The organism is Methylobacterium sp. 10 (assembly GCF_000519085.1).
In the GTDB taxonomy this organism is placed as follows: domain Bacteria; phylum Pseudomonadota; class Alphaproteobacteria; order Rhizobiales; family Beijerinckiaceae; genus Methylobacterium.
The window spans coordinates 3,730,422-3,755,932 of sequence record NZ_KI912577.1; the positions used below are offsets into that span (position 1 = coordinate 3,730,422).

Below are 25,511 nucleotides of genomic sequence, written 5' to 3' on the forward strand. Positions count from 1 at the left end.
TCGTCACCGCATCAACGAAGGTGCGCCGAGGCGCGGCAGCACCCCCTCGCGCATGACGATGCGGCGCAAGGGGCCGATCGTTGTCATGGCCAGGAGGCCGAGGCCGCGCAGGGCGTCGACGGGGATCAGGGAACTGAGCAGGCTGCGGTTGAGGGTGTCCACCGCCGCCGTGCGCAGGCGGGCATCCAGCGACCGGGACCGGGCGAAGCCGGACAGCGCATGGCGCGAACCCGGATCGCGCCCGTCTGAGATCGCGGCCAAGACGCTGTCGCGCAGCGCCGCCGCATCGCGCAGGCCGAGATTGAGCCCCTGCGCGCCGATGGGCGGGAAGGCGTGCGCCGCCTCGCCGATAAGGGCAATGCGAGGCCCGACGGGGGAGGCGACGGAAAGGCCGCGCATGGGAACGAGGCCGCGCGGTCCGTCGATGCGCATAGCCCCGAGCATGGCCTGGGCCTGGTCCTCGATGGACCGAGCCAGATCGGCATCGTCCAGTTCGGAGAGGCGACGCGCCGGTCCCGCGCCCGTGACCCAGACGAGGCTGGAGCGGTGTCCGCCGGGGAGGGGGACCAGGGTGAACGGCCCCTGCCGGGTATGGAATTCGGTGGAGACGTCCCGGTGCGGTCGCTCGTGGGCCAGCAGGGTGGTGATGGCGGCCTGCGGGTAGGACCAGTCCTTGGTGGCGATGCCGGCCTGCTCCCGCATGCGCGAGCGAGCTCCGTCCGCGCCGACGACGAGGCGGGCGGCGACGGACGCGTCCTCCTCCAGGATGATCCGGGCCTCGTCGGCATCCCGTTCCAGCCCCACCGCGTCGCTCTCGAACAGGGTCAGGCCGGGGGTCGAGCGCGCCCGTGCCCGCAGGGATTCCACGAGGCGCGCGCTCTCCACGTTCCAGCCGAAGGCGGGCAGACCGATCTCGGTGGAGACGAACCGAGCCGGCGGCGGGCGGAACAGGCTGCCCGTGTCATCGACGATATGGAGTTCGGCCAGGGGCGCTGCGTGGCCCGCCACCTCCGCCCAGGCCCCCAGCGCGTCGAGGAAGCGCACCGATCCGTCGAGGAGGGCGACCGTGCGTCCATCGGCAACGGGGGCGTGGCGGCCGACGAGGGCCGTGGAGATGCCCTCGCGGGCCAGGGCCAGGGCCAGGCCGAGCCCGGCGGCACCTGCGCCGACGACGGCCACGTCGAAACGGGGAGGGGACGAACCCATGCATCGCTCCTCGGCGAGGGACGCCCTCACCATACCAGTCGAAGCGGCACCGACCGGACCGCTGCCGTTTCAAATAGGTGCCGTCCGTCTCGGGTCACCACGCTGTGGCATTGCCACGCTGCGGCTTCTAGCATCAGCTGCGCGTCCCGACAGGGGCAGAGTGCCTTGGAGGTTGCCCCATCATGAGTGCGTCGTCATGAGCTTCGCCATCGCGCTGCTGGCGCTCGGATTCCTGATGCTCGTCGCCTATCGCGGCTTCAGCGTCATCCTGTTCGCCCCGGTGGCGGCGCTCCTGGCCGTGCTCCTCACTGATCCCTCCGCCGTGCTGCCAGTCTTCTCCGGCCTGTTCATGGAGAAGATGGTCGGCTTCGTGAAGCTGTACCTGCCAGTCTTCCTCCTCGGCGCGGTGTTCGGCAAGGTCATCGAGCTGTCGGGTTTCTCGCGGTCGATCGTCACGGCGGTGATCGATCTCGTGGGCGCGCGCCGGGCGGTGCTCTCCATCGTGCTGGTGTGCAACCTGCTCACCTATGGCGGCGTCTCGCTCTTCGTCGTGGTGTTCGCGGTCTATCCGTTCGCGGCGGAAGCCTTCCGGCTGAGCGAGATCCCCAAGCGGCTCATCCCCGGCACCATCGCGCTCGGCGCCTTCTCCTACACGATGGACGCGCTTCCGGGCACACCGCAGATCCAGAACATCATCCCCACCACCTTCTTCGGCACCAACACCTGGGCGGCGCCCTGGCTCGGGCTGATCGCCGCCGCCTTCATCCTCGTCGTCGGCGTCGCCTATCTCGACCGGCGCATCGCCTCGGCCAAGGCCAGGGGAGAGGGCTACGGCAGCGGCCATACCAACGAGCCGACACCCGTCTCCGACGAAGCCCTGGCGCATCCCCTGGTGGCGCTGCTGCCGCTCGTGGTGGTCGGCCTCTCGAACCTCGCCTTCACGGCGCTCATCCCGCGCCTCTACGGGGCGAAGACCGAGACCATGCTGGCGGGGCTCGACAAGCCCATCGTCACCACGGTCTCGTCGGTCACCGCGATCTGGGCGGTGGAGCTGGCGCTGCTGGCCGGCATCTTCACGGTCTTCGTCTTCGCCTGGAAGCCGGTCTCGAAGAGCTTCGCCGAGGGCAGCCGCGCGGCGGTGGCGGGCTCGCTGCTGGCGGCCATGAACACCGCCTCCGAATACGGGTTCGGCGCCGTCATCGCGGCCCTGCCGGGATTCATCGTCATCCGCGAGGCCCTGTCGGCCATCCCCGACCCGCTGGTGAACGAGGCGGTGACGGTGACGGCGCTGGCCGGCATCACCGGCTCGGCCTCCGGGGGGCTGAGCATCGCCCTCGCCGCCATGTCCTCCACCTTCATCGCGGCGGCTCAGGCGGCCCATATCCCCATGGAGGTGCTGCATCGGGTGGCCGCCATGGCGAGCGGCGGCATGGATACCCTGCCCCATAACGGCGCCGTCATCACCCTGCTCTCGGTCACCGGCCTCACCCACCGGCAGGCCTATGCCGACATCTTCGCGATCACCGTGCTCAAGACCAGCGCGGTCTTCCTCGTCATCGGGATCTACTACCTGACCGGGCTGGTCTGAGGCTCGGCCAGCGGCATCGCGGCCACCGATGGTCTGGACTTTCTCAGGGCGCGGGCGGCCAATGCCGCGACATCCGATACGACGGGAGTCTTCCGATGGATCGTCGAACCTTCCTGACACTCGCGGCCGCCGGTGCCGCATTCCCGCTTGGCGGAGACCCGGCCAAGTCGGGCTCAGCAAAGGCGGCTCCTCCGCCGGCGCGGAACGTGGTCCTCGTCCACGGCCTCTTCGCAGACGGGTCGTGCTGGTCCGAGGTCATCGGGCGATTGCAGATGGCGGGGCTCGACGTCACCTCGGTGCAGAACCCGCTGACCACCCTCGACGAGGCGGTCGCCTCGGTGCAGCGGGTGCTGGCGCGGCAAGACGGGCCGACCGTGCTCGTCGGCCATTCCTTCGCCGGCATGATCGTCTCCGAAGCCGGCATCGCCCCGAACGTATCCGCCCTCGTCTACGTGGCGGCCCGCGCGCCGGATGCGGGCGAGGATTACGCGGCCCTGGCGAAGACCTTTCCAACGCCCCCCGCCAGCGCCGGTATCGTCTTCGACGGAGAATACGGGCGCCTCGGCGAGGCGGCGTTCCTGCGCGACTTCGCCGGCGACCTTCCAGAGGCAAAGGCGAAGGTGCTCTACGCGGTGCAGCAGCCCTTCGCGAAGGCGCTGCTCGCGGGCAGGACCACCCAGGCGGCTTGGCGATCGAAGCCGAGCTTCTATGCCGTCTCCACGGAGGACCGGACGATCGATCCCGATCTCGAACGCTTCATGGCGAAGAGAATGGGCGCTACGATGATCGAGGTGAAGGCGAGCCACCTGTCGCTGATCTCTCAGCCCGACACGATTGCCAAGCTGATCCTGGACGCCGCCGGACGGCCCTGAGGCACCTCGCGGGGCCAGAGCGATGCGATAGGCCCGAACTCCCGTTTGCCGACTGCCGGGACCTGTCCTATCGTCCGACCCGGCGATGCCGGACCGTCGCCGGGAGAGGAGAGCTCACCATGGCATTCTTCATCGGGATCGCAGGACCCTGGCTCGTTCTTGCGGTTCTGGATCTTCTGGCGATTCGCCGCGACCGGGAATTGTCCCGCATCCCGTGAAAGGCCTTACCCTGCCGGATCCTCGACGATCTTCAGGGTGAGTTGCGTGAACGGCCTGATCTCCCAGGCGGACCCGGCCTTGAACATCATCACCACCCGGCAGCGGTCCATGACCTCGAACGCGGGAAGGCCTGGCTCCGGCTGGAACACGAGCCCCGCGATGACGTCAGGGTCGTAATCGGCGGGCCTGATCCAGACGATCTCTTCCATGGGACGCTGCCACCCTCCTCGCGGTTGCCGGGTAGCGCCGCCGCCCGGCCTGTCTAAGCAGGTTTCGCAGACGTGCCCCCCGATTCTGCGATAAAAACCTGCGACACATCAAAGAGCTAAGCAGGGTGAAGCGTTGGCTTGCCAACGCGAACCCGCTTAGCGCGAGCCGAGCGATGGTTTGCAATGGCCATGCCGCCCGCGCGAGCCTCCGGCCAAGCAGGTTTCGAAAAAGTGGTCACTGGTTTTGCGCCGTGAAACCTGCGACGCGCCAAAGGCCTGAAACAGGTTCGGCAGCACCGGGCTTGTCCCTCACGGCCGGCAGCTTATGTCGCGTCCATCGAACAGACGAGGAGTATCGACGATGCCCAAGGCGATCCGGGTCTACGAATACGGCGAGCCCGAGGTGATGCGCTACGAGGAGGTGACCGTCGGCGAGCCCGGCCCCGGTCAAATCCGCGTCCGCCAGACGGCCATCGGCGTCAACTTCATCGACATCTACTTCCGCTCGGGCGCCTACAAGGCGGCGCAGCTGCCCTTCACCCCCGGCAAGGAGGGCGCGGGCGTGGTCACCGCCATCGGCGAGGGTGTCACCGGCTTCCGGATCGGCGAGCGGGTGGCCTACGGTTCGGCCGAAGGCACCTATGCCGAGGAGGTGGTGATCGGCGCGAGTGCGGCGGTGCATCTCGCCGACGGGGTCGACGACGCCACCGCCGCGGCGATGATGCTCAAGGGCCTCACCGCCGAATATCTCCTGCACCGGACCTGCCCGGTGAAGCCGGGCGACACGATCCTGTTCCACGCCGCCGCCGGGGGCGTCGGCCTCATCGCATGCCAATGGGCCAAGCATATCGGCGCCACCGTCATCGGCACGGTGGGCTCGGCCGAGAAGGCGGAACTGGCGCGGGCCAATGGCTGCGACCACGTCATCCTCTACCGCGACGAGGATTTCGCCGCGCGGGTGAAGGAGATCACCGGCGGCAAGGGCGTGCGCGTCGTTTATGACGGCGTCGGCAAGGACACGTACCCGACCTCCCTCGACTGCATCGCCCCGCTGGGGATGTTCGTGAGCTTCGGCTCCGCCTCCGGCCCAATCGAGAACTTCAATCTGGCCCTACTCGCCCAGAAGGGCTCGCTCTTCGCCACGAGGCCCACGCTGTTCACCCATGCGGGGACACGGGCCACCCTCGATTCCATGGCCGAGAACCTGTTCGGCGTAGTGGCGAGCGGGGCGGTGAAGATCCCCGTCCATGCGCGGGCGAAACTCGCCGACGCGGTGCAGGTGCACAAGGATCTGGCCGGACGCCAGACCACGGGCGCCACGATCATGACCCCGTGATCCGGGTATCCCGTGATCTCGGGATCACCTGACGACAGGACGAGGCGGATGATGCCCCCAGGCGATCGCGACCTTCTCCTCGTGGTCGACGTCCAGAACGACTTCCTGCCCGGCGGGGCGCTCGCCGTGCCGGACGGCCATGAGGTCATCGACCCGATCAACCGCCTCGCCGCCCTGTTCCCGCACGTGGTCCTGACCCAGGACTGGCACCCGGCCGGCCATGTCTCCTTCGCCTCGAGCCATGCCGGAAAACGCGCCTTCGAGAGCGTGGACCTGCCCTACGGCCCGCAGGTCCTGTGGCCGGACCACTGCATCCAGGGCTCGCCCGGCGCACGCTTCTCCGCCGAGCTTCACGCCGATTGGGCCGAGCTGGTGATGCGCAAGGGCTATCATGCCCATACCGACAGCTATTCGGCCTTCGTCGAGGCCGACCGGAGCACGAGCACGGGCCTCACGGGCTACCTGCGCGAGCGACGCTTCACGCATCTCTACCTCGCCGGTCTCGCCACCGATTACTGCGTCCTCTGGACGGCCCTCGACGCGGCCCGAGCGGGTTTCGCCGTCACGGTCATCGAGGATGCGGTGCGGGGAATCGATATGGACGGATCGGTGGAGCGGGCCTGGGGGACCATGCGCGAGGCTAGCGTCGGGCGGATCGTCAGTGGGGCGATCGAGGGCGGGTAGAGCCTGAACACGCCGATGCGCCTGCATCCCCTATCCCCGCTTGCACTACGGCGGGGTCGTCCGATCTTACACCGCGCTGCCGTAGAGGTCGTAGGCGTCGGCCCGCTCGATCTTCACGGTGACGATGTCGCCGACCCGCAGCGGCCGGCGCGAGGTGACGTGGACGTTGCCGTCGATCTCTGGCGCGTCGTATTTCGAGCGGCCCTTGGCGATGCCGCCATTGGCCTCGTCGATGATGACAGGCAGGCGCTTGCCGACGCGGGCCTTCTGCAGACGGATCGAGACACCCTGCTGCGCCTCCATGAAGCGGCGCTTGCGCTCGGCCTTGATCTCGGGTGGGACGGGATCGCCGAGCTCGTTGGCCACTGCGCCGCCCACGGGCTCGTACTCGAAACAGCCGACGCGCTCGAGCTTGGCTTCCCGGATCCAGGTCAGCAGCTCCTCGAACTCGGCCTCGGTCTCGCCGGGAAAGCCGACGATGAAGGTCGAGCGAATGGCGAGATCGGGACAGGTCTCGCGCCAGCGCCGGATGCGCTCCAACTGCTTCTCCTGGTTGCCCGGCCGGCGCATGCGCTTGAGCACGGAGGGCGAGGCATGCTGGAGCGGCATGTCGAGATAGGGCAGGATCTTACCCTCGGCCATCAGCGGGATGACGTCGTCCACGTGCGGGTAGGGGTAGACGTAGTGCATCCGCACCCAAGCGCCGAGTTCGCCGAGTTCGGCGGAAAGATCGTAGAATTTCGCCCGCACCTCGCGGTCGCGCCAGGGACTCGTGGCGTAGCGGATGTCGACGCCGTAGGCGGAGGTGTCCTGCGAGACTACGAGCAATTCCTTGACGCCGGCCCTCACCAGCTTCTCGGCCTCGCGCAGCACGTCGCCGGCGGGCCGGCTGACGAGATCGCCGCGCAGGGACGGGATGATGCAAAAGGTGCAGCGGTTGTTGCAGCCCTCGGAGATCTTCAGATAGGCGTAGTGGCGCGGGGTGAGCTTCACCCCCTGCGGCGGCACCAGATCGAGGAACGGGTCGTGGGCCGGGGGCACTGCCTCGTGCACCGCTGCCACCACCGATTCGTAGGCCTGAGGCCCGGTCACCGCGAGCAGGTTCGGATACTTTTCCCGAATTTCCTCGGGCTGGGCGCCCATGCAGCCCGTCACGATGACGCGGCCGTTCTCGGCCATGGCCTCGCCGATGGCGGAGAGGGACTCGGCCTTGGCCGAATCGAGGAAGCCGCAGGTATTGACGATGACCACGTCCGCCCCGTCGTGCCGGCGGGCGAGTTCGTAGCCTTCCGCCCGCAGATGCGTGAGGATGCGCTCGGAATCCACCAGCGCCTTGGGGCAGCCGAGGGAGACGAACGAGATTTTGGGCGCGGCTTTCGCCGGAGTCGGAACGGAGGCGGGTACGGTCATGGTCGCTCGTCGGTCGCGGCCGAGGAAAACTCGACCGGCCGTGATTCTCGGGGCGGAGGGTGCCGGGTTGCAGACTTCCTATACGCTCATCCTCGCGCGGTTGCGAGGGTGGCGGTTCCGGGCACCATGCCGCCAGCCTCCACGGCCCATGCAGCCTGCGCGGCTTCCGTCGAACCGCGACCCGTGTCACCTGTGGCGCACAATCAGGAAACCATGCCGCAGGAGGGGCCCGTGTCCCAGCCCGCGCGAAGCTCTTAAGTCCGACAGCATCATGTGGACCCGCGAGATCCCCTTCATCGATCCCGTCGCGGCGGCGGAGGCGTTCTCGTCCCTGCCGGGGCTGGCCTTCCTCGATAGCGCCATGCGCCACGAGACCCTGGGACGCGTCTCGATCGTGGCCGCCGATCCGTTCGGGCGGTTCCGCTACGCGAGCGGCCGCGCGACGCTGGACGGGCGCCCCCTTGATGGATCTGGGCTGGAGGCCCTGCGTGCCTGCCTCGCGCCCTACCGGCTGGCGGGGGACGAGGGAACCGGCTTTCCCGGTGGGGCCATCGGCTATTTCGCCTACGATCTCGGCGCCAGCCTGGAACGGGTGACGCCGCCGGCCCGCCGCGCCGGCCTCACCGACGACATCGCCTTCAATCTCTACGACACGGTCCTCTCCATCGACCATGACAGCCGGACCTGCCGGCTCATCGCCACCGGCTTTCCAGAGCTGGCGAATTCCGCAAGGGCGGTGAGGGCGCACGCGCGGCTCGACCGTTTCGCGGAGCTGCTCGGATCGGCACGTCGCGCTCCGCCGGCGCGGAACTCCGTCACGCCGCTTACCTGGCGCTCCAACTTCACCAGGGCCTCCTACGAGGCGGCGGTGGAGAAGGTGCGCGACTACATCCGGGCCGGCGACATCTACCAGGCCAACATCGCACAGCGCTTCGAGGCGGCGCTACCGGCGGGATACGATCCCTTCGCGCTCTATCACCGCCTGCGCGAGACCAACCCGGCGACCTTCGGCGCCTATCTGTCCTTCGACGCTCTCACCATCGCCTCGAGCAGCCCCGAGCGCTTCATGAAGCTGCAGGGCAGGGCGGTGGAGACCCGGCCGATCAAGGGCACCGTGCGCCGGGTGGAGAATCCCGCCGAGGACCGGGCTCTCGGCGAGGCGCTCCAGGCCAACGTCAAGGAGCGGGCCGAGAACATCATGATCGTCGACCTCCTGCGCAACGATCTCTCGCGCCTCTGCGAGCCGCACAGCGTCAAGGTGCCGGTTCTGTGCGGGCTCGAATCCTACGCCTCGGTCCACCACCTCGTCTCGGTGGTGACCGGGACCTTGAGGGAGGGCCATGACGCCATCGACCTGATCGCCGCCACCTTCCCCGGCGGCTCGATCACCGGGGCGCCGAAACTGCGGGCCATGGACATCATCACCGAGATCGAGGGCGACGCCCGCGAGCTCTATTGCGGCGCCATCGGTGCCCTCGGATTCGATGGATCCCTCGACACCTCCATCGCCATCCGCACCGTGTTCATGGACGAGACCCGCGCCGTGCTCCAAGCGGGAGGAGGGGTGACGCTCCTCTCCGATCCGGCCGCCGAATACGAGGAGACCCTGACCAAGGCGGCACGGGTCTTCGCCGCCTTCGAGCCGGGACAGGATCGCAACCGGGACGAGGCGTCATGATCCTCGTCGTCGACAATTACGATTCCTTCGTCTTCAACGTGGTGCGCTACGTGGAGGAACTCAGCCAGGAGGTGAAGGTCCTGCGCAACGACGCGGTCGACGTCGCCGGCATCCGCGCACTCCGGCCCGATGCGCTGATCCTCTCGCCGGGCCCCTGCACCCCCAACGAAGCCGGCGTGACCCTGCCCGCCATCGAGGCCCTGTCCGGCGAGATCCCGATCCTCGGGGTCTGCCTCGGGCATCAGGCCATCGGCGCGGCCTTCGGCGGAAGGGTCGAGCGGGCGGCGCGGCCGCTCCACGGCCAGGCGACGGCGATCCGCCACGACGGAGCGCGCTTGTTCGCGGGCCTGCCCGACCCGATGCAAGTGGGCCGCTACCATTCCCTCATCGTCACGGCACAGCCGGGGATGGACGAATCCCTCGTCGTCGACGCCGTATCGGGGGAGGGCGAGGTGATGGCCCTGTCGCATCGCCACCACCCGACGATGGGCGTGCAGTTCCACCCGGAATCGGTGCTGACCGAGAACGGCCACGCGGTGTTCGGCAACTTCCTCGATCTCGCGCGCCGGTGGCGGGAGACCCGCGATGCTGTGGTTTGACGGCGCCCTCCACGAGGGGACGCGCCACGGTTTCGACCTCGTCGACCGGGGCCTGACCCTCGGAGACGGAATCTTTGACACCGCCCTCTGCCTCGGCGGCCGCATCGCTTTCCATGAGGCGCATCTTGCCCGTCTCGCCGCCTCGGCCGACATCCTCGGTTTCGCCATCGACATAGAGGCCGTGGGGGATGCGATGGGAACCGTCGCCGCCGCCATCGGCGACGGCTCGGTCCGCACCACGGTGACGCGGGGCTCCGGCCCACGTGGCCTCGCCCCGCCGGAGCTGGCCCGACCGGTCTGGTGGATCACCGCCGCGCCGCGCCGACCCGGATCGGGGTTCGCGCCGGTCTCACTCCATGCGAGCGGGATCCGCCGCAACGAGACCTCGCCGGGTTCCGGCCTCAAGACGCTGGGCTATCTCGACGCCATCCTCGCCGCCCGAGAGGCGAGGGCGCGGGGATTCGACGAGGCCCTGTTCCTCAACACGAAAGGCCACCTCGCCTGCGCCGGGACCGGCAACTTGTTCGCGATCCTGGACGGGCGTCTCGTCACCCCGCCCCTCTCGGACGGCGTGCTGCCCGGCATCGTCCGGGCGCGGGTTCTCGGCTTGGCGAAATCCCTCGGTATCGGGACCGCGGAGCGCTCCCTCGCCCTCGACGACGTCCTGGCTGCCGAGGCGGTCGTCATGACGAATTCCCTGCGCGGTCTCTCCACCGTCACGGCGATCGGGACGACGGCGTTCCCCGATGCGCACGAGACCGTCGCCGCGTTGAGCCATGCGCTCCGCCTCCTCATCGCCGAGGAATGCGGCGTCCCGTCGGAGGTGGCGTGAGGCCGGGCACCATCATGCGAAACCGCCTGTTCTCGCGGTTCGGCCTCGCCGCCCTCTACGGCGGCATCGGCCTCCTCCACCTCGTCGCCGCCGACAAGTTCCTCCCGATCATGCCCGATTGGGTACCCTGGCCGAGGCAGGTCGTGATCCTGACGGGCCTCTACGAACTCGCCTGCGTGGCGGGCCTGTTCTTCGCGCGCACCCGCCGCACCGCCGGCTACGCCCTGGCCGCCTACGCGATCTGCGTGGTTCCGGCCAATATCAAGCACGCGGTCGAGGGGATCTCCGTTCCCGGCCTGCCCAACAGCTGGTGGTATCACGGCCCCCGCCTCGCCCTGCAGCCGGTTCTGGTCTGGTGGGCGCTCCACGCCACGCGGATCGTCGATTGGCCGTTCGGGCGGCGGTAGAGCGCGGGCAGCAGAACGGACCGAAGCGAGCCGATGATCAGGCTTCCGAACGCTTCACCCGCTGCCAGGCGGCCTCCATGGCGGGAAGATCCGCCTCTTCCAGGCTTGCCCCACCCTCGGCGATCAAAGCCGCCATGGCGTGGAAGCGCCGCTCGAACTTGATATTCCCTTTTTTCAAGGAATATTCCGGGTCTATCCCGGAATGCCGGGCGAGATTCACCACCGCGAAGAGCAGGTCGCCGATCTCCTCGGCGAGGTGATCCGGGTCGTCCCGCCCGAGCGCGTCGGCCACCTCGTCCACCTCCTCGCGGATCTTGGCGATGACCGATGCCGCATCCGGCCAGTCGAATCCATGCCGCGCCGCGTTGCGGCTGATCTTCTCGGCCCGGGTGAGGGCGGGCAGGGCCTTGGCGACGGAGCCGAGGAGGTCGCTCCCGGCTTGTTCGGGTCGCGCGGTCTTCTCCGACCTTTCCGCCGCTTTCGACGCGGTCCAGTTGGCGTCGAGTTGCGCCAAGCTCAGGCGCTCGGGACCGTCCGCCAGCAGCGACCCATCCGCCTGGAACACATGCGGATGCCGCCGGATCAGCTTGGCGCAGATCGTCCGGACCACGTCGTCGAAGGCGAAGCTCCCGGCCTCCTCGGCGACCCGTGCCTGGAACACGACTTGGAGCAGGAGATCGCCGAGTTCGCCTTTCAGCTTGTCGAGATCACCGCGCTCAATGGCGTCCACCACCTCGTAGGCTTCCTCCAGCGTGTAAGGCGCGAGGGTTTCCAGGGTTTGGGCCTGATCCCAGGCGCAGCCCCGTTCGGGATCGCGCAGGGCCGCCATGACATGCAGCAGGGTCTCGATCGGGGCTTCGGATGTCACGGGCTCACCATGCTGGAGAAAGTCAGGGAGGGGGAACGGCGCAGGTCCATGCTCGGCCAGGGTTAGGCCAAGCGGCGGGGTCCCCTCAAGCCGGTGTCGCAGTAGGCGCGATCCACCTTCGTCTGTGCCGAACCTGTGGACCGGGAGAGGAGGAATTCTGGAAATTCCAAGATATCGATCAAAAACCCGTGCCGTCCGGTAAAGCGAACGACCTGCCGGCCCTTTAGGAAAGATATCAGTAACCTCTTTTTAGAGAGTCAGTTCAGCAAGTTATATGAGGCGGCGAATTCGCTTGTTCTTTCCGTAGGTTGAGACCCTTTTGCGTATCGAATTCTGCGCGGGGCCGTATCGAGGTCTGCGTGGCTGCGTATCGAATTCTGCGCTGGCGTGGCCCCGATCCGTATGGGATTCTGCGCCGATCCGTATGGAATTCTGCGGGGAGAACGGGGTTTGCCGGTGAAGTATGGGGATAGAACGGAATTCCGGCCCGTATTGAACTCTGCGTAGACTCCCGAACGGCCAAGGACCGGTCTCTTCCGACGGCGGGAACCCCGCACGTGTGCGGCCCCATTCCGGTTGCCGGATTTCGTGGCCGGACCCGTGGATTGTTGGGATAAGATCCGGCCCCGGCGACTCCTGGCTCTGGAATCGTGCGATGGCGGGAGTTCAGTGACGAGAGCCGCCGGTATCGATGACAGCCATGGGGATCGAGGAGAAGCTCGCCCAGATCCGTGATCCCGACCTCCTGGAGGAGGTCGAGGCCGGCCGCGGCAGCTTCCTGTTCGGAAGCATCGTCGAGCATATCCTCCACCGGCAGCGTGCCCGCGAGGCCGAGGCGTCGAGCCTGCGCGAGGCCGCCGACATGCGCGGCGCCATGCCCCGCGACCGGCGCCGGCGCGATATGGTGCGCGAGGTCATCGAGAACGAACCGACCCTGCCGGAGAACCTGCAGCACATCCACAGCGTGCTGGCCCTGTGCGGCCTTCCCTACCGCGATCCCGGCGACGACCGCGAGTTCTTCCGGGAATACGGACGGAATTCCCTCAGTCTGCTGGCCGGTCGACTCAAGAACCCGGTCAATGGCGAGATGGAGTTCCAGGGCCTCCCCTATGGCCCCAAGGCCCGACTCGTCCTCCTGCATCTCTGCACCGAGGCCGTGCGCCAGCGCAGCCCCACCATCACGGTGGCCGACAGCTTGTCGGGCTTCATGAAGGAGATGGGATTTTCCGTCACCGGCGGCGAGCGCGGCACGATCCGGCAGTTCAAGGAACAGCTCAACCGGCTCGCCGCCTGCACCCTGCAGATCGGCCTCTGGGACGGCAGCGACAAGGCCAGCACCCTTAACGTGCCGCCTTTCCGCCAACTCGACCTCTGGCTCTCGCACGGATCGGGGGAGGGGCAGGTCTGGTCGAAGACCGTGCAGTTCCACCAGGATTTCTACGACAACCTGATCCAGCACGCCCTGCCGGTGGATATCCGCGCGGCCCGCGCCTTCGCCGGCTCGGCCCGCAAGCTCGATCTCCTGTTCTGGCTCGGCTACCGCCTGCGGGTGCTGCAGCGCCCTCTACGGCTCACCTGGTCTAACCTGCACAGCCAATTCGGCGCCGACAATGCCAGCATCCGCAGTTTCCGGCAGGCCTTCAAGGCCGATCTCGCCCATATGCAGGAGGTGTTCCCGAAGCTGCCTGTCTCCCTCGACGAGGCCGGCATGATCCTCCAGCCCGCCCATCCCAGTGCCCTGCTGGTGCCGCCCAGACTCGGCGGGGTGAAAGCAGGACCATCAAAGCGCGCCCTCGCGAGCTGAGACGTCTTCCAAATTCCAACATGGAATATTCCATTCCGACGCACCATCTGCTAGATAATCCATAATTGGAATATTCTATAGGTGCGACCATGTTCCTGACGGAAGCCGAGGCCGAAGCACGCCTCTCCGATCTCCATCGCGAGCGGGCCCGGATCGAGCGAGCCATCGCCGACCTCACACTCTTCCTCGCTATCGGCCGCCAGATGTCCGGACCTGCCGGAGCGGCAGGGGACGGGCGGCGCGATCCGGCTCCGATCGCCCCGCGACCGGATTTTTCTGGATACGAGGAGCCCGCCCCCGAATCCGGCAGTGACCGGTCGCAGGCCCGGCGCGAAGGCCGTCTCCTCATGGAGGCGGCCTCCGAGATCCTCGACGAGGCGGGTCGCCCCCTCCACGCCGCCGAGATCCTGGAAGGCCTGACCCTGCGCGGCCTGTCGGTCCCCGGCATCGATCCGGTGGCGGCCCTCAACACCCGGCTGTGGAAGCGCTCGGGGCCCGACGGTCCGTTCCAGCGCCTGGGTGACGCGGTCTATGCCCTCGCCTCCGGGCCCGACGACGATTGAGGCTCAGAACCGCTCGTTCCGGGTGATCTCCGCGATGATGGCTTCGCGGGCGGCGCGCGAGGCGGCGAATCGTGAGCGTGCGGCGGTGACCACCTCCGGCGAGGCCGTGCCGGGATGGCCCGCCGAGAAGGGCGGCGCCGGGGCGTATTCGAGCGCCAGCTGGATCGTCTCGGCCTCCGTCCGGCCGGCGAGTTCCGCCACCGCGGCAAGAGCGAAGTCGAGGCCGGCCGTGACGCCGCCCCCGGTGATGATCCGCCCGTCGCGCACGATCCGCTCGTCCACGGGAATCGCCCCGAACGCCGCCAGCAGGTCGAGGGCGCCCCAATGGGTCGTCGCGCGCTTGCCCCGCAGCAGGCCCGCCGCTCCGAGGATGAGGGCGCCGGTACAGACCGAGGTGACGAGGATCGGCCGCTCGGCTTGGGCGCGCACGAAATCGAGCACGGCTTCGTTCGTCATCAGGGCGTTCACGCCGACCCCGCCCGGAATGCAGAGGAGGTCGAGGGGCGGGCAGGCGGCGAGGTCCGTCGTCGGGGTCAGCGGCAGGCCGGTGGCGCTGGTGACGGTGGCGCGGTCGAGGCCGACGAGATGGACGCGCGCGCCGGGCAGCGAGGCGAAGACCTCGTAGGGCGCGGTGAGGTCGAGCTGCTGCACGCCCTCGAAGGTGAGGAGGCCGATCTCGAAGCGGGTTTCGGTCTGCGGCATGGCGGTCGTCTCCGTGAGGGCAGCGAAAGAAGGGGCTACGACTGGACAGATCCGAGGATACGGGCGCAGGCTGCCGGCCGATATGACCGAAAACCCTCGTATCCTGCCAAACCCTTCGCTCCGAAAACCGCCCCTTGCCGTGGCGATCCTGGCCTATCCGGGGGTGCAGCTCCTCGATGTGGCCGGTCCGCTCCAGGTCTTTTCCACCGCCAACGACCTCTCCGCCGATGCCGGCCGGCCGCCCCCTTATCGGGTCGGCGTCGTTGCCGAACGCGCCGGCTCCGTCGCCACCTCGTCCGGTCTCGTGCTGACGGCCGAGGGGCTGATCCCGGATTCCGGCTCCCTCGACACGCTGATCGTCGCCGGTGGGCGAGGGGTCGATGCCCATCTCGACAATGCCGGGCTGCTCTCCTGGCTGTCGGGCCGGGCCGCCCTGTCGCGTCGGATCGCCTCGGTCTGCACCGGCGCCTTCCTCCTCGGGGCGGCGGGGCTCCTCGACGGCCGCCGCGTCGTCACCCACTGGACCCGGTGCGACGCCCTGCGGGCCCGCTATCCGAAGGCCTTGGTCGAGGCCGACCCGATCTTCATTCGCGACGGTTCCCTCTGGACCTCGGCCGGGGTCACCGCCGGCATCGATCTCGCCCTGGCCCTGGTGGAGGCCGATCTCGGGCGGGAGATGTCCCTGGCCGTGGCGCGGCACCTCGTGGTGTTCCTCAAGCGCCCCGGGGGGCAGGCCCAGTTCAGCGCCGCTCTCTCGCTCCAGGGCGGCGACGACCGGTTCGGTCGCCTCCACGCCTGGATCACCGACAATCTCTGCGCCGACCTGACGATCCCCGCCCTCGCCGATCGGGCCGGGATGAGTCCCCGCAGCTTCGCCCGGCATTACCGCGCCGATACCGGCCGCAGCCCGGCCGAGGCGATCGAAGGCATCCGCTTCGAGGCCGCCCGCCGGCTCCTGGAAGACACCGCCCTGCCGGTGAAGCGCATCGCCGAACGCTGCGGCTTTGGCGCGGAGGAGACCCTGCGGCGGGTCTTCCTGCGCCGGATCGCGGCGACGCCCGGCGATTACCGCCGTCGTTTCGCTGCTTTTGCATGATCCTGGCAGCGCTCGCCCGATGCGGACGCGTTTGACTTTCCCGCCCGCATCATCGACACCGCCGACCGTCGCGGCATCGACCGATCGTCAGGGGCTGACCGTCGGCCCGGAGCCGCCTCATGTCCGCCCCCACGCGTCCCGTCTCATGAGAACCGCCGATGCCGTCCCGCCCGGTGCCGAAGCGGGCTTCCTCGACGGGCTGATCGAAGCGGCCTCGGCGAGCCATGCGCGCGCCTGCGCCCTGCTCTTGGCTCTCTGCCTCATCTGCTTCCTGCCGGGCTTCGTCTCGCTCCAGCCGATGGACCGTGACGAGCCGCGCTTCGCCCAGGCCTCGAAGCAGATGATCGAGACCGGCGACATGGTCGATATCCGCTTCCAGGGCGAGGCGCGGCACAAGAAGCCGGTGGGGATCTACTGGGCGCAGGCCGTGGTGGTGAAGGGGGCCGAGGCTCTGGGGGTCGACCACGCCCGCACCACCATCGCGCTCTATCGCGTGCCCTCGCTCATCGGCGCACTGCTGGCGAGCCTGCTGACCTACTGGGCGGCCCTTGCCTTCCTGCCGCGCCGGGGGGCTCTGGTCGCCGCCCTCCTGTTCTCCGCCTGCATCATGATCTCGGCCGAGGCGCGTCTCGCCAAGACCGACGCCCTCCTCACCGCCTGCTCTGTCGCCGCGATGGGGGCGCTGGCGCGGGTCTGGCTCGGGCGGATCACGCCTGGACGGACGCGGGGCCGGCCCGATCGCACGATCCTGCTGGTGTTCTGGCTGGCCATGGCGATCGGCATCCTGGTGAAGGGGCCGATGGTACCGCTCTTCGTCGCACTCGCCGCCGTCGTTTTGTCGGTGAAGGAGCGGTCCGGCCGCTGGCTCATGGACTTGCGTCCCGGCCTCGGCCTCGTCCTGATTCTGGCCATCGTCGCCCCCTGGTTCGTTGCCATCGCCTGGAAGAGCGGCGGCGCATTCTTCGGCGAGGCGGTGGGCCACGACATGCTGGGAAAGGTGGGGGGAGCCGCCGAGAAGCACGGCGCGCCGCCCGGCACCTATCTCGTGGTGTTCTTCGCCACCTTCTGGCCGGGGGCCGCCTTCGCGGCCCTGAGCGCGCCCTTCGCCTTCGCCAACCGGCGCGACGACGCAACCGCCTTCCTCATCGTCTGGATCGTGCCCGCCTGGATCCTGTTCGAGGTGGTCCCGACCAAGCTGCCGCATTACGTCCTGCCGCTGATGCCGGCGGTGGCGATCCTCACCGTCCTCGCCGTGGCGCGCGGCGCCCTCGATCCGGACAGGCGGGGAGCCAAGGCCGTGGCCGCCCTGGTGGTGCTGATCCCGGTCGGGCTGACCCTCGGCCTCGTCGGCGTGGCGTGGACCTTCGACCACGTGATCCCCGTCGCCGGGCTACCACTGCTGCTGGCCTCCTGCGCGGCCGCGATCCTCGCCTTCATCCTGTTCACGCGGCGCCTGCCCGAACGGGCCCTGGTCGCGGCCATCCTCGCCTCGGCCCTGCTCTCACCGGCGGTGTTCGGCCTGACCCAGCCGGTACTCGCGGCGCTGAAGGTCTCGCCGCGTCTCGCCGCCCTCCGCGACGGGCTGCCCTGCGCCGCGCCGAAGGTCGCCAGCCTCGGCTACCGCGAGCCGAGCCTCGTCTTCCTCATCGGGACCGATCTTACCATGATGAACACTGGTGCCGAGGCGGCGGAGTTCCTCGCCCGGGGTGGCTGCCGCCTCGTCTTCGTCACCGGGCCGTTCCTGGACGAGTTCCGGCGGGCGGAAACAGGCGTTAAGGCTGCCCCGGTCGGCCGGGTCTCCGGCTTCAACATCAACAGCGGCCGGCGGATCGATCTCTCGGCCTATGCGGTGACCCCGTGACCCAAACCGACACAGCCTCCTCCATCCGCCTGTCCATCGTCGTTCCGGTGAAGAACGAGGCGGGCAATGTCGAGAGCCTCGTCACCGAGATAGAGCGCGCCTGTTCGGGCCTCGGCCCGTTCGAAGTGATCTACGTCGATGACGGCTCCACCGACGCCACCGGGGCGATCCTCGCCGACCTGCGCCGCAGCCGGCCCTGGCTGCGCGTGGTCCGCCATGCCCGCAGCGGCGGGCAGTCGGCGGCGATCCGCTCGGGCGTCGCCGTGGCGGGGGGCGCCCTCGTCGCCACCCTCGACGGTGACGGCCAGAACGATCCGGCCTTCATCCCCGCTCTGGTAGCGGCCTTGGAGGAGGGCGGCCGAGGCACGGGCCTCGCCCAGGGCCAGCGGGTCGGCCGCAAGGACGGGCGCCTGAAAACCCTGCAATCGCGCATCGCCAACGGCGTGCGCGGCCGCATCCTCAAGGATTCCACCCGCGATACCGGCTGCGGCATGAAGGTATTCCGCCGCGACGTGTATCGAGCGCTGCCCTATTTCGATGCGCTGCATCGCTTCATGCCGGCCCTCGTCGCCCGCGAGGGCTACCGGGTGGTTCATGCCGACGTGGTCGACCGGCCGCGCTTCACCGGGCGCTCCAATTACGGCCTGTTCGACCGGCTCTGGGTCGGCCTCCTCGATCTCGCGGGAGTGTGGTGGCTGATCCGCCGCAAGCGGCCTTCTCCCGAGGCGGTGGAGGTCGCGCCAGAGCTGCGCCCGACCACGTTGGGCCGGGCCCAGCTCTAGATGTCTGTTTTGCCGCGCTCTTTTTCGCCGAACCGGCATCCACTTCGGCGCAGAGCGCTCTCGTGACCGGTGGGAGGCCTGACCCATGCTGATGCAGCTTTCGGAAGACCTGGGCGGCTACGCCTACGACATCTTCGTCACCAAGTTCGACGGCTGGCTCGTCTTCGGCATCCTGGCCCAGGTAGTATTCGGCGCCCGCTTCATCCTGCAATGGCTGGCGAGCGAGAAGGCCGGCCGCAGCGTCATGCCGCTCTCGTTCTGGTTCCTCTCCATCGCCGGGGGGCTGATGACCCTGGTCTACGGGCTGGTGCGGCGCGAGCCGGTCATCATCTTCGGGCAGGCCCTTTCGACGGGCATCTATCTCCGCAACGTCGCGCTGATCCTGAACGAGAAGCGGCGAAAGTCCGGGGCGGACGCGGTTTCATGACGCCCCTGCCGGCGTTCTACGACGATCTCGATGCGAGCCTGGCCCATCTCTGGCAGCTCCTCCAGGATGGGCCTGCCCTTCGCCGCAACGCCTTTCACATGCCGGCTCTCGCCACGGTGGACGAGGCGGGCGCGCCGCAGGTGCGCACCATCGTCCTGCGCGAGGCGGATTCCGGGTCGGGGAGCGTGCGCTTCCATTGCGACCGCCGCTCGCGCAAAGCCGTCGAGATCGCCGCCTCCGGCCGGGCCGCGCTGCACGGCTACGATTCGGCGAGCAAGGTCCAGATCCGGGTCTCGGGCACGGCCGTGCTCCATACAGATGATGCGCTGGCGGATGCCGCCTGGGCAGGATCGCTGGCCATGAGCCTCGTCTGCTACGGTGTGGCGCCGGAGCCTGGGGCCGAGCTCTCTTCGGGGGACGCCTATTCCCTGCCGGAGACCGATGCCAGCATCGCCGCCGGCCGCCCGAATTTTTGTGCGGTGGTGGTGATGGCGACCCGCCTCGAGTTCCTGTTCCTTGATCGGCGTGGGCATCGCCGTGCCGCCTGGACGCGGAATGGCGACCGGTGGGCGGGGACCTGGCTGGCACCTTGAATAAAATCCTCCTCCTCCTTGTGGGGGAGAGTGGTCGCGGAGCGACCGGAAGAGGGGGGGCGACGCTTCCGGAGATGGTGCTCCCCTCATCCGACCCGCTTCGCGGGCCACCTTCTCCCGCAGAGGGGAAAAGGACGGCGGTGCTCACATCGCCGCGCGCAGCCGCGCGAAACCGGCATCGAGATCGGCCTGCAGGTCAGAAATCTCCTCGAGGCCGATATGGAAGCGTAGGCCCGGCCCGCCCGGCTCCCAGCGCGTGGCGGTGCGGTAGGTGCGGCAATCGAAGGGAATGACCAAGCTCTCGAAGCCGCCCCAGGAAAAGCCCATCCCGAACAATTCGAGCCCGTCGAGCATTGCCGCCACGGCGTTCGCCGGAGCCGGCTTCAGGACCACTCCGAACAGGCCGGACGACCCTGAGAAGTCTCGCTTCCAGATGGCATGGCCGGGATCCTCCGGCAGGGCCGGGTGAAGCACCCGCAGCACCTCCGGCCGCCCCTGCAGCCAGCGCGCCATGGCGAGGCCCTGGCGCTCGTGCTCGCGCAGGCGCAGGTTCATGGTGCGCAGGCCGCGCAGCGCCAGGAACGCATCCTCCGGCCCGGCGCACATGGCGAAATGCTCGAAGGTGCGGTGGAGCGCCGGCCAGTAACGCTCGTTCGCCGAGGTGAGGCCGAGGAGCAGGTCGGAGCCGCCGCTGAGATACTTGGTGCCCGCCTCCACGGCGATGTCGACGCCGCGTTCATGCGGGGGGAAGAACAGCGGCGTCGCCCAGGTATTGTCCATGACGACCGCGACCCCGTGCGCATGGGCGACCTCCGCGATGGCCGGCACGTCCTGCATCTCGAAGCTCTGCGAACCCGGCGCCTCCACCAGCACGGCCTTGGTGTTCGCCTGCATCAGGTCGCCGATACCGGCGCCGACGAGGGGATCGTAATAGGTCACGTCCACCCCGAAGCGCTTCAGCACCCCGTCGCAGAAGATGCGGGTGGGGCGGTAGGCGCTGTCGGTGACGAGGAGATGGTCGCCCGCGCTCACCACGCTCATCAGAGCGACGGTGAGGGCGGCCAGACCCGAGGGGGTGAGCACCGTGCCCTTCGCGCCCGCGAGCTCGCTCCAGGCCTGGGTCAGCGAATCCATCGTCGGCGAGCCGCTGGTGCCGTAATCGTAGCGCCCGCGCCGGTGCTGCAGGTCGTCGTAGGTCGGGAACAGCACCGTCGAGCCGCGATAGATCGGCGTGTTGACGAAGCCATGCTGCGCGGAGGGATCGCGCCCCGCATGGACGAGGCGTGTGGCCGGGCCGAAACGGGCGGGATCGCGGGGAGGGGTGTTCGACATGGAAACCGGTATGGGGGGAAGGGCGGTTGCGCCGCAACCTGAGCCCGGCCTGTGCGGTGGCGTCAAGCCGATGCTCCGCCGCTGAGTCCAAGCACCCCGTCATTCCGGGTCGCCGGAAGGCGAGCCCGGGATCCAGAGTCGCGACGGATATTGGAATCAGCGCTGACGCAGCCGCATGATCGCGATCCACCCTCGCAACGTATGTGCGTCTGGATCCCGGGCTCCGCTATGCGGCCCCGGGATGACGGCGGTGAGGGCGGCGGCTTGACCGCGGCGGCCGATCCTCTGCAATGCGCACATGCGCACTCGTTTCGCGCGGCTCCTCGGCGCCGCCCTTGTCCTCTGTGCCGGCCCTGCCCTTGCCCAAGGCACCCTCGCTCAGGTGAAGGCGCGCGGGCACCTCGTCTGCGGCGTCAGCGGCGGGGTCGCGGGGTTCAGCATTCCCGACAGCCAGGGCCAGTGGCGCGGGCTCGACGTGGATTTCTGCCGGGCGCTTGCCGCGGCGATCTTCGACGATCCCGCGAAGGTTCGGTTCATCCCGCAATCCTCGGCCGCGCGCTTCACCGCCCTGCAATCGGGGGAGATCGACGTCCTCTCGCGCAACACCACCTGGACCCTGTCGCGCGACACCGCCGCCATGAACTTTCCCGTCATCACCTTCTATGACGGGCAGGGGTTCCTGGTGCGAAAATCCCTCACCATCGCATCGGTGAAACAGCTCGACCGGGCGACAATCTGCCTGCAGCAGGGCACCACCACCGAGCTCAACCTCGCCGACTGGTTCCGCACGCGGGGGCTGGCCTACAAGGTCGTCACCTTCGCCAACAGCGAGCAGACGCTGGGCGCCTACGAATCCGGCCGCTGCGACGCCTATTCCACCGACAAGTCCTCTCTCTACGGCGAGCGCCTGAAGACGGCGCATCCGGACGAGCACGTCATCCTCGACGAGGCGATCTCGAAGGAGCCCTTCGCGCCGGGCGTGCGCCAGGGCGACGACACATGGCGAGACCTCGTCGCCTGGACCCACTACGCCATGATCGATGCCGAGGAGGCGGGGATCAGCCAAGCCAATGTCGAGGAGATGCGGAAGACCGCCCTCAGCCCCGACGTGCGGCGCATCCTCGGCCTCGAGGGCAAGTACGGCGAGGGCCTCGGCCTCACCACCGACTGGGCCTACCGGATTGTCCGCCATGTGGGCAATTACGCCGATTCCTTCGAGCGCAATGTCGGTGCGCAGACCCCCCTGAAGATCCCGCGCGGTCTCAACGCCCTCTGGAACCAGGGCGGCCTGCAATACGGGCCTCCGATCCGGTGAGGGGCGTGTGGGAGCAAGACCCTCCCCCCTTCGCGGGGGAGGGTGCCCGCGGAGCGGGCGGGAAAGGGGCTACGCGCGGAGGAGTCCGTCATGGCTGAATCCCGACAGACCTCCCTTCGCGCCGTGGCGCTCCAGATCCTCCTGGCGCTCGCCGTCGCCGGCCTCGTCTACGTCGCCTCCACCAACGCCGCGCAGAAACTCGCCAAACAGGGCATCGTCGCCGGGTTCGGCTTCCTGTCGCGCAATGCCGGGTTCGACATCAGCCAGCGGCTGATCCCCTATGCCGCGGCGACCTCGACCTATTTCGATGCGTTTCTCGTCGGGCTCTGCAACACGCTGTTGGCCGCAGCCCTCGCCATCGTTCTCGCCACATTGATCGGCTTCGTGGTGGGCATCGCCCGGCTGTCGCCGAACCTCCTCGCGCGGGGGCTGGCCTCCGCCTATGTGGAGGCGATCCGCAACGTGCCGCTGCTACTGCAACTCCTCGTCTGGTACGTGGCCGTGCGGGTGGCCCTGCCCTCGGCCGAGGCTCCCGCGAGTCTTGGGGGGGCCTTCGTCTCGCAGCGCGGCCTCGTCCTGCCGAGCCCGGAATTCTCAGGCGCCGCCTGGCTGGTGCCGATCGCTTTCCTGTCCGGCATCGCCGCCCTTCTGGCCTTGCGAAGGCGGGCGCGCCGCGCGGCCGAGACCGGCCTGCCCCCGGTCCGGGTCTGGCCGCCGGGGCTCGTCCTGCTGGTCCTCCTGCCGGGTCTCGCCTGGATCGGGCTGGGGCTCGCCGGCCATCCGATCGCGGTCGATTGGCCGGCGCGCGGCCCCTACGATGTCGAGGGCGGGTTGCCGATCCTGCCGGAATTCGCCGCCCTGGTCCTCGGGCTCTCCACCTACACCGCCGCCTTCATCGGCGAGATCGTGCGGGCCGGCCTCTCCAGCGTCGCGCGCGGGCAGGGGGAGGCCGCCTCCGCCCTGGGGCTGAGCCGGGGCCAGGCCCTGCGCCTCGTGGTGGTCCCCCAGGCCATGCGGGCGATCGTGCCGCCACTCACCAGCCAGTATCTCAACGTCACCAAGAACTCGTCGCTGGCCGTGTTGATCGGCTATCCCGACCTCGTCCACGTCTTCATGGGCACCGTGCTCAACCAGACCAACCAGGCGGTGGAGGTGGTGGCGATCACCATGGCGGTCTACCTCACGCTCAGCCTCGCCACGGCCTTCCTGATGAACCTCTACAATCGCCGCGTGACCATGGTGGAGCGCTGAGGATGACGAGATTTGTCCGCGCCGATCTCGTCGCCTCCCGCGCGCCGCCCGCCGCTATCGGCGGCCCGCTCGGATGGCTGCGTCGGAACCTGTTCTCGAGCCGCGGCAACACCCTGACGACGCTCGCCATCCTCGGGCTCCTCGCCTGGGCGCTGCCCATCGCCCTCCGCTTCCTCGTCCTCGACGCGGTCTGGACCGGCGCGTCGGGGGATGCCTGCCGGCCGGAGGTGGCCGGGCGGCCGGTGGGGGCCTGCTGGGCCTTCATCGCCGACAAGATCAACTACCTCGCCTACGGCTCCTACCCCGCCGCCGAGCGCTGGCGCCCCAACCTCGCCCTCGCGCTGCTCGCCCTCGCCGCCGGATGGATGCTCTGGCTCGGGGCGCCCCGGCGCGATCTCGGCGCGCTCTTCGCCTTCGTCGCCTTCCCGGTCTCCGCCTACCTGCTGCTTGCCGGCGCGCCCTCGCTTGGCCTCCCGTCGGTGGCGACGGGCCTGTGGGGCGGCTTCCTCGTCACCATGGTGGTGGCCACGGTGGGAATCGTATTCTCCCTGCCGCTGGGCATCCTCCTGGCGCTGGGGCGTCGCTCGCGGATGCCGGTGGTGCGCGTGCTCAGCGTCGGCTTCATCGAGTTCTGGCGCGGGGTGCCGCTGATCACGGTGCTGTTCATGGCCAACGTGATGCTGCCGCTGTTCCTGCCCGGCGACATCACCGTCGACCGCCTGCTGCGGCCCCTCGTCGGCATCGCCCTCTTCGCCTCCGCCTACATGGCGGAGGTGGTGCGCGGCGGGTTGCAGACGGTGCCGAAGGGGCAGGAAGAGGCGGCGGCGGCGCTGGGCCTCAGCCACGCGCAAAGCCTGCGCCTCGTCGTGCTGCCCCAGGCCCTGAAGGTGGCGCTGCCCGGCATCGTCAACACCATCATCGGCTTGTTCAAGGATACGACCCTGGTCTCCATCGTCGGCATCAGCGATTTCATCCGCGTGCTCGAAACCTCCCGCGCCGATCCGCGCTGGTCGGCCGCCACCATCCCGGCCACCGCCTACGCCTTCGCCGCCCTGGTCTATTTCGCGGTCTGCTTCAGCATGGCGCGCAATGCCGGGTTCATCGAACGCCGCCTCGCAGCGGGAGAGAGACGATGACCGAGATCTCCCCCGCCGTCGCGCTCTCCGGCGTCAACAAGTGGTTCGGCGCCCACCACGTCCTGCGCGACGTCGACCTCACGGTGGAGAAGGCCGAGAAGATCGTGATCTGCGGCCCCTCGGGCTCGGGCAAATCGACCCTGATCCGCTGCGTCAACGGCCTCGAGGCGCATCAGCAGGGCACGATCCATGTGGACGGGATCGAACTCACCGGGGCGCAGGCCAGCGTGGACGCCGTGCGCCGCGAGGTCGGCATGGTGTTCCAGCACTTCAACCTGTTCGCCCATCTCACCGTGCTGGAGAATTGCACGCTCGCCCCCATCCACGTGAAGCGGATGGGCCGGGCGGCGGCCGAGGACCTGGCGATGGGCTATCTCGATCGCGTCCGCATCCCGCAGCTGGCGGCCAAGTTTCCGGGCCAGCTCTCGGGCGGGCAGCAGCAGCGGGTGGCGATCGCCCGCGCTTTGTGCATGAGCCCGAAGGTGATGCTGTTCGACGAGCCGACCTCGGCTCTGGACCCGGAAATGGTCAAGGAGGTCCTCGACACCATGGCCGAGCTGGCGCGCGGCGGCATGACCATGCTCTGCGTCACCCACGAGATGGGCTTTGCCCGCGAGGTCGCCGACCGCGTGGTCTTCATGGACGAGGGCCAGGTCATCGAGGTGGCGCCGCCGGCCGAGTTCTTCGACAGGCCGCGCCACGCCCGCACGAAGGCCTTTCTCAGCCAGATCCTGTGACCGC

The 25,511-nt window shown here is 68.8% G+C and carries 25 protein-coding genes; 19 read left to right on the top strand and 6 right to left on the bottom strand.

Annotated elements, in window-relative coordinates:
* Positions 1 to 3: 3 nt before the first annotated feature.
* Positions 4 to 1,206 (bottom strand): FAD-dependent monooxygenase, encoded by a 1,203-nt coding sequence (locus K368_RS0117515; protein WP_027173445.1) that lies wholly within the window; start codon positions 1,204 to 1,206, stop codon positions 4 to 6.
* A gap of 196 nt (positions 1,207 to 1,402) precedes the next feature.
* On the opposite strand from K368_RS0117515, the gene K368_RS0117520 reads away from it, so the two are divergent.
* Both K368_RS0117520 and K368_RS0117525 read left to right on the top strand, forming a co-directional pair.
* Positions 1,403 to 2,794: a GntP family permease gene (locus tag K368_RS0117520; RefSeq protein ID WP_027173446.1), complete on the top strand. Its 1,392-nt coding sequence runs from the start codon at positions 1,403 to 1,405 to the stop codon at positions 2,792 to 2,794.
* 95 nt (positions 2,795 to 2,889) lie between these two features.
* The gene (locus tag K368_RS0117525; RefSeq protein WP_027173447.1) at positions 2,890 to 3,666 is read left to right on the top strand and encodes an alpha/beta hydrolase; all 777 of its coding nucleotides are present in this window, start codon (positions 2,890 to 2,892) and stop codon (positions 3,664 to 3,666) included.
* Between the two features lie 224 nt (positions 3,667 to 3,890).
* Here the strand turns inward: K368_RS0117525 and K368_RS0117535 are convergent, their stop codons facing one another.
* Positions 3,891 to 4,094 (bottom strand): hypothetical protein, encoded by a 204-nt coding sequence (locus K368_RS0117535; RefSeq protein ID WP_027173448.1) that lies wholly within the window; start codon positions 4,092 to 4,094, stop codon positions 3,891 to 3,893.
* A 361-nt stretch (positions 4,095 to 4,455) separates the two neighbouring features.
* Between K368_RS0117535 and K368_RS0117540 the strand changes: the two genes are divergently transcribed.
* A complete protein-coding gene (locus K368_RS0117540; protein WP_027173449.1) occupies positions 4,456 to 5,430 on the top strand; it encodes a quinone oxidoreductase in 975 nt (324 codons plus the stop codon).
* 51 nt (positions 5,431 to 5,481) lie between these two features.
* Complete coding sequence (gene pncA, locus K368_RS0117545; protein WP_027173450.1) at positions 5,482 to 6,114, top strand: bifunctional nicotinamidase/pyrazinamidase; 633 nt, start codon at positions 5,482 to 5,484, stop codon at positions 6,112 to 6,114.
* A 66-nt stretch (positions 6,115 to 6,180) separates the two neighbouring features.
* Here pncA and rimO read toward each other — a convergent pair whose 3' ends face one another.
* Positions 6,181 to 7,524 carry a 30S ribosomal protein S12 methylthiotransferase RimO gene (gene rimO, locus K368_RS0117550; RefSeq protein WP_027173451.1) on the bottom strand — a complete coding sequence of 448 codons (1,344 nt, stop codon included), beginning with the start codon at positions 7,522 to 7,524 and terminating at the stop codon, positions 6,181 to 6,183.
* A gap of 271 nt (positions 7,525 to 7,795) precedes the next feature.
* Here rimO and pabB point away from each other — a divergent pair, with 271 nt between their 5' ends.
* Genes pabB through K368_RS0117570 form a run of 4 tightly spaced genes read left to right on the top strand, consistent with a single transcriptional unit; the run spans position 7,796 to position 11,040 of the window.
* Positions 7,796 to 9,202 carry an aminodeoxychorismate synthase component I gene (gene pabB / locus K368_RS0117555; RefSeq protein WP_027173452.1) on the top strand — a complete coding sequence of 469 codons (1,407 nt, stop codon included), beginning with the start codon at positions 7,796 to 7,798 and terminating at the stop codon, positions 9,200 to 9,202.
* A complete protein-coding gene (locus K368_RS0117560) occupies positions 9,199 to 9,801 on the top strand; it encodes an aminodeoxychorismate/anthranilate synthase component II (protein ID WP_027173453.1) in 603 nt (200 codons plus the stop codon). The genes pabB and K368_RS0117560 overlap by 4 nt, the downstream gene beginning before the upstream one ends.
* Entirely contained in the window at positions 9,788 to 10,633 is an 846-nt protein-coding gene (locus K368_RS0117565; protein WP_027173454.1) for an aminotransferase class IV, read from the top strand. The genes K368_RS0117560 and K368_RS0117565 overlap by 14 nt, the downstream gene beginning before the upstream one ends.
* Positions 10,634 to 10,647: 14 nt before the next feature.
* Positions 10,648 to 11,040 carry a DoxX family protein gene (locus tag K368_RS0117570; RefSeq protein ID WP_027173455.1) on the top strand — a complete coding sequence of 131 codons (393 nt, stop codon included), beginning with the start codon at positions 10,648 to 10,650 and terminating at the stop codon, positions 11,038 to 11,040.
* A 37-nt stretch (positions 11,041 to 11,077) separates the two neighbouring features.
* On the opposite strand, the gene mazG is transcribed toward K368_RS0117570, so the two are convergent.
* Positions 11,078 to 11,908: a nucleoside triphosphate pyrophosphohydrolase gene (gene mazG / locus K368_RS0117575; protein WP_027173456.1), complete on the bottom strand. Its 831-nt coding sequence runs from the start codon at positions 11,906 to 11,908 to the stop codon at positions 11,078 to 11,080.
* 700 nt (positions 11,909 to 12,608) lie between these two features.
* Between mazG and K368_RS0117580 the strand changes: the two genes are divergently transcribed.
* Positions 12,609 to 13,712 carry a replication protein RepA gene (locus K368_RS0117580; protein ID WP_027173457.1) on the top strand — a complete coding sequence of 368 codons (1,104 nt, stop codon included), beginning with the start codon at positions 12,609 to 12,611 and terminating at the stop codon, positions 13,710 to 13,712.
* Between the two features lie 89 nt (positions 13,713 to 13,801).
* A complete protein-coding gene (locus tag K368_RS0117585; protein ID WP_027173458.1) occupies positions 13,802 to 14,275 on the top strand; it encodes a winged helix-turn-helix domain-containing protein in 474 nt (157 codons plus the stop codon).
* A gap of 3 nt (positions 14,276 to 14,278) precedes the next feature.
* Here K368_RS0117585 and K368_RS0117590 read toward each other — a convergent pair whose 3' ends face one another.
* On the bottom strand, positions 14,279 to 14,977 hold the full coding sequence (locus K368_RS0117590) for a DJ-1/PfpI family protein (protein WP_027173459.1): 699 nt from the start codon (positions 14,975 to 14,977) through the stop codon (positions 14,279 to 14,281).
* An 82-nt stretch (positions 14,978 to 15,059) separates the two neighbouring features.
* Between K368_RS0117590 and K368_RS0117595 the strand changes: the two genes are divergently transcribed.
* The 5 genes from K368_RS0117595 to K368_RS0117615 all read left to right on the top strand — a co-directional run bounded on the left by K368_RS0117595 (position 15,060) and on the right by K368_RS0117615 (position 19,736).
* Positions 15,060 to 16,073: a GlxA family transcriptional regulator gene (locus K368_RS0117595; RefSeq protein WP_036266459.1), complete on the top strand. Its 1,014-nt coding sequence runs from the start codon at positions 15,060 to 15,062 to the stop codon at positions 16,071 to 16,073.
* Between the two features lie 145 nt (positions 16,074 to 16,218).
* Positions 16,219 to 17,934, top strand: coding sequence for a glycosyltransferase family 39 protein (locus K368_RS0117600; RefSeq protein ID WP_027173461.1), 1,716 nt, complete (start codon positions 16,219 to 16,221; stop codon positions 17,932 to 17,934).
* A complete protein-coding gene (locus K368_RS25020) occupies positions 17,931 to 18,716 on the top strand; it encodes a glycosyltransferase family 2 protein (RefSeq protein ID WP_051439917.1) in 786 nt (261 codons plus the stop codon). The genes K368_RS0117600 and K368_RS25020 overlap by 4 nt, the downstream gene beginning before the upstream one ends.
* Positions 18,717 to 18,801: 85 nt before the next feature.
* Positions 18,802 to 19,143, top strand: a complete 342-nt coding sequence (locus tag K368_RS0117610) for a lipid-A-disaccharide synthase N-terminal domain-containing protein (protein ID WP_027173462.1) — start codon at positions 18,802 to 18,804, stop codon at positions 19,141 to 19,143.
* The gene (locus tag K368_RS0117615) at positions 19,140 to 19,736 is read left to right on the top strand and encodes a pyridoxamine 5'-phosphate oxidase family protein (RefSeq protein WP_027173463.1); all 597 of its coding nucleotides are present in this window, start codon (positions 19,140 to 19,142) and stop codon (positions 19,734 to 19,736) included. Before K368_RS0117610 ends, K368_RS0117615 begins: the two co-directional genes overlap by 4 nt.
* Positions 19,737 to 19,880: 144 nt before the next feature.
* Here the strand turns inward: K368_RS0117615 and metC are convergent, their stop codons facing one another.
* Positions 19,881 to 21,068 (bottom strand): cystathionine beta-lyase, encoded by a 1,188-nt coding sequence (metC, locus tag K368_RS0117620; RefSeq protein ID WP_027173464.1) that lies wholly within the window; start codon positions 21,066 to 21,068, stop codon positions 19,881 to 19,883.
* A gap of 298 nt (positions 21,069 to 21,366) precedes the next feature.
* Here metC and K368_RS0117625 point away from each other — a divergent pair, with 298 nt between their 5' ends.
* The 4 genes from K368_RS0117625 to K368_RS0117640 all read left to right on the top strand — a co-directional run bounded on the left by K368_RS0117625 (position 21,367) and on the right by K368_RS0117640 (position 25,507).
* The gene (locus K368_RS0117625; RefSeq protein ID WP_027173465.1) at positions 21,367 to 22,383 is read left to right on the top strand and encodes an amino acid ABC transporter substrate-binding protein; all 1,017 of its coding nucleotides are present in this window, start codon (positions 21,367 to 21,369) and stop codon (positions 22,381 to 22,383) included.
* A gap of 90 nt (positions 22,384 to 22,473) precedes the next feature.
* Positions 22,474 to 23,634: an ABC transporter permease subunit gene (locus tag K368_RS0117630; protein WP_027173466.1), complete on the top strand. Its 1,161-nt coding sequence runs from the start codon at positions 22,474 to 22,476 to the stop codon at positions 23,632 to 23,634.
* A gap of 2 nt (positions 23,635 to 23,636) precedes the next feature.
* Positions 23,637 to 24,770, top strand: a complete 1,134-nt coding sequence (locus K368_RS0117635; RefSeq protein ID WP_027173467.1) for an amino acid ABC transporter permease — start codon at positions 23,637 to 23,639, stop codon at positions 24,768 to 24,770.
* A complete protein-coding gene (locus tag K368_RS0117640; protein ID WP_027173468.1) occupies positions 24,767 to 25,507 on the top strand; it encodes an amino acid ABC transporter ATP-binding protein in 741 nt (246 codons plus the stop codon). The genes K368_RS0117635 and K368_RS0117640 overlap by 4 nt, the downstream gene beginning before the upstream one ends.
* The last annotated feature ends 4 nt before the right edge of the window (positions 25,508 to 25,511 follow it).

Coding starts and splice junctions, on each gene's coding strand:
- K368_RS0117515 (WP_027173445.1), bottom strand. CDS start 1,206: ATGGGTTCGTCCCCTCCCCGTTTCGACGTGGCCGTCGTCGGCGCAGGT.
- K368_RS0117520 (WP_027173446.1), top strand. CDS start 1,403: ATGAGCTTCGCCATCGCGCTGCTGGCGCTCGGATTCCTGATGCTCGTC.
- K368_RS0117525 (WP_027173447.1), top strand. CDS start 2,890: ATGGATCGTCGAACCTTCCTGACACTCGCGGCCGCCGGTGCCGCATTC.
- K368_RS0117535 (WP_027173448.1), bottom strand. CDS start 4,094: ATGGAAGAGATCGTCTGGATCAGGCCCGCCGATTACGACCCTGACGTC.
- K368_RS0117540 (WP_027173449.1), top strand. CDS start 4,456: ATGCCCAAGGCGATCCGGGTCTACGAATACGGCGAGCCCGAGGTGATG.
- pncA (WP_027173450.1), top strand. CDS start 5,482: ATGCCCCCAGGCGATCGCGACCTTCTCCTCGTGGTCGACGTCCAGAAC.
- rimO (WP_027173451.1), bottom strand. CDS start 7,524: ATGACCGTACCCGCCTCCGTTCCGACTCCGGCGAAAGCCGCGCCCAAA.
- pabB (WP_027173452.1), top strand. CDS start 7,796: ATGTGGACCCGCGAGATCCCCTTCATCGATCCCGTCGCGGCGGCGGAG.
- K368_RS0117560 (WP_027173453.1), top strand. CDS start 9,199: ATGATCCTCGTCGTCGACAATTACGATTCCTTCGTCTTCAACGTGGTG.
- K368_RS0117565 (WP_027173454.1), top strand. CDS start 9,788: ATGCTGTGGTTTGACGGCGCCCTCCACGAGGGGACGCGCCACGGTTTC.
- K368_RS0117570 (WP_027173455.1), top strand. CDS start 10,648: ATGCGAAACCGCCTGTTCTCGCGGTTCGGCCTCGCCGCCCTCTACGGC.
- K368_RS0117580 (WP_027173457.1), top strand. CDS start 12,609: ATGGGGATCGAGGAGAAGCTCGCCCAGATCCGTGATCCCGACCTCCTG.
- K368_RS0117585 (WP_027173458.1), top strand. CDS start 13,802: ATGTTCCTGACGGAAGCCGAGGCCGAAGCACGCCTCTCCGATCTCCAT.
- K368_RS0117590 (WP_027173459.1), bottom strand. CDS start 14,977: ATGCCGCAGACCGAAACCCGCTTCGAGATCGGCCTCCTCACCTTCGAG.
- K368_RS0117595 (WP_036266459.1), top strand. CDS start 15,060: ATGACCGAAAACCCTCGTATCCTGCCAAACCCTTCGCTCCGAAAACCG.
- K368_RS0117600 (WP_027173461.1), top strand. CDS start 16,219: ATGAGAACCGCCGATGCCGTCCCGCCCGGTGCCGAAGCGGGCTTCCTC.
- K368_RS0117610 (WP_027173462.1), top strand. CDS start 18,802: ATGCTGATGCAGCTTTCGGAAGACCTGGGCGGCTACGCCTACGACATC.
- K368_RS0117615 (WP_027173463.1), top strand. CDS start 19,140: ATGACGCCCCTGCCGGCGTTCTACGACGATCTCGATGCGAGCCTGGCC.
- metC (WP_027173464.1), bottom strand. CDS start 21,068: ATGTCGAACACCCCTCCCCGCGATCCCGCCCGTTTCGGCCCGGCCACA.
- K368_RS0117625 (WP_027173465.1), top strand. CDS start 21,367: ATGCGCACTCGTTTCGCGCGGCTCCTCGGCGCCGCCCTTGTCCTCTGT.
- K368_RS0117630 (WP_027173466.1), top strand. CDS start 22,474: ATGGCTGAATCCCGACAGACCTCCCTTCGCGCCGTGGCGCTCCAGATC.
- K368_RS0117635 (WP_027173467.1), top strand. CDS start 23,637: ATGACGAGATTTGTCCGCGCCGATCTCGTCGCCTCCCGCGCGCCGCCC.
- K368_RS0117640 (WP_027173468.1), top strand. CDS start 24,767: ATGACCGAGATCTCCCCCGCCGTCGCGCTCTCCGGCGTCAACAAGTGG.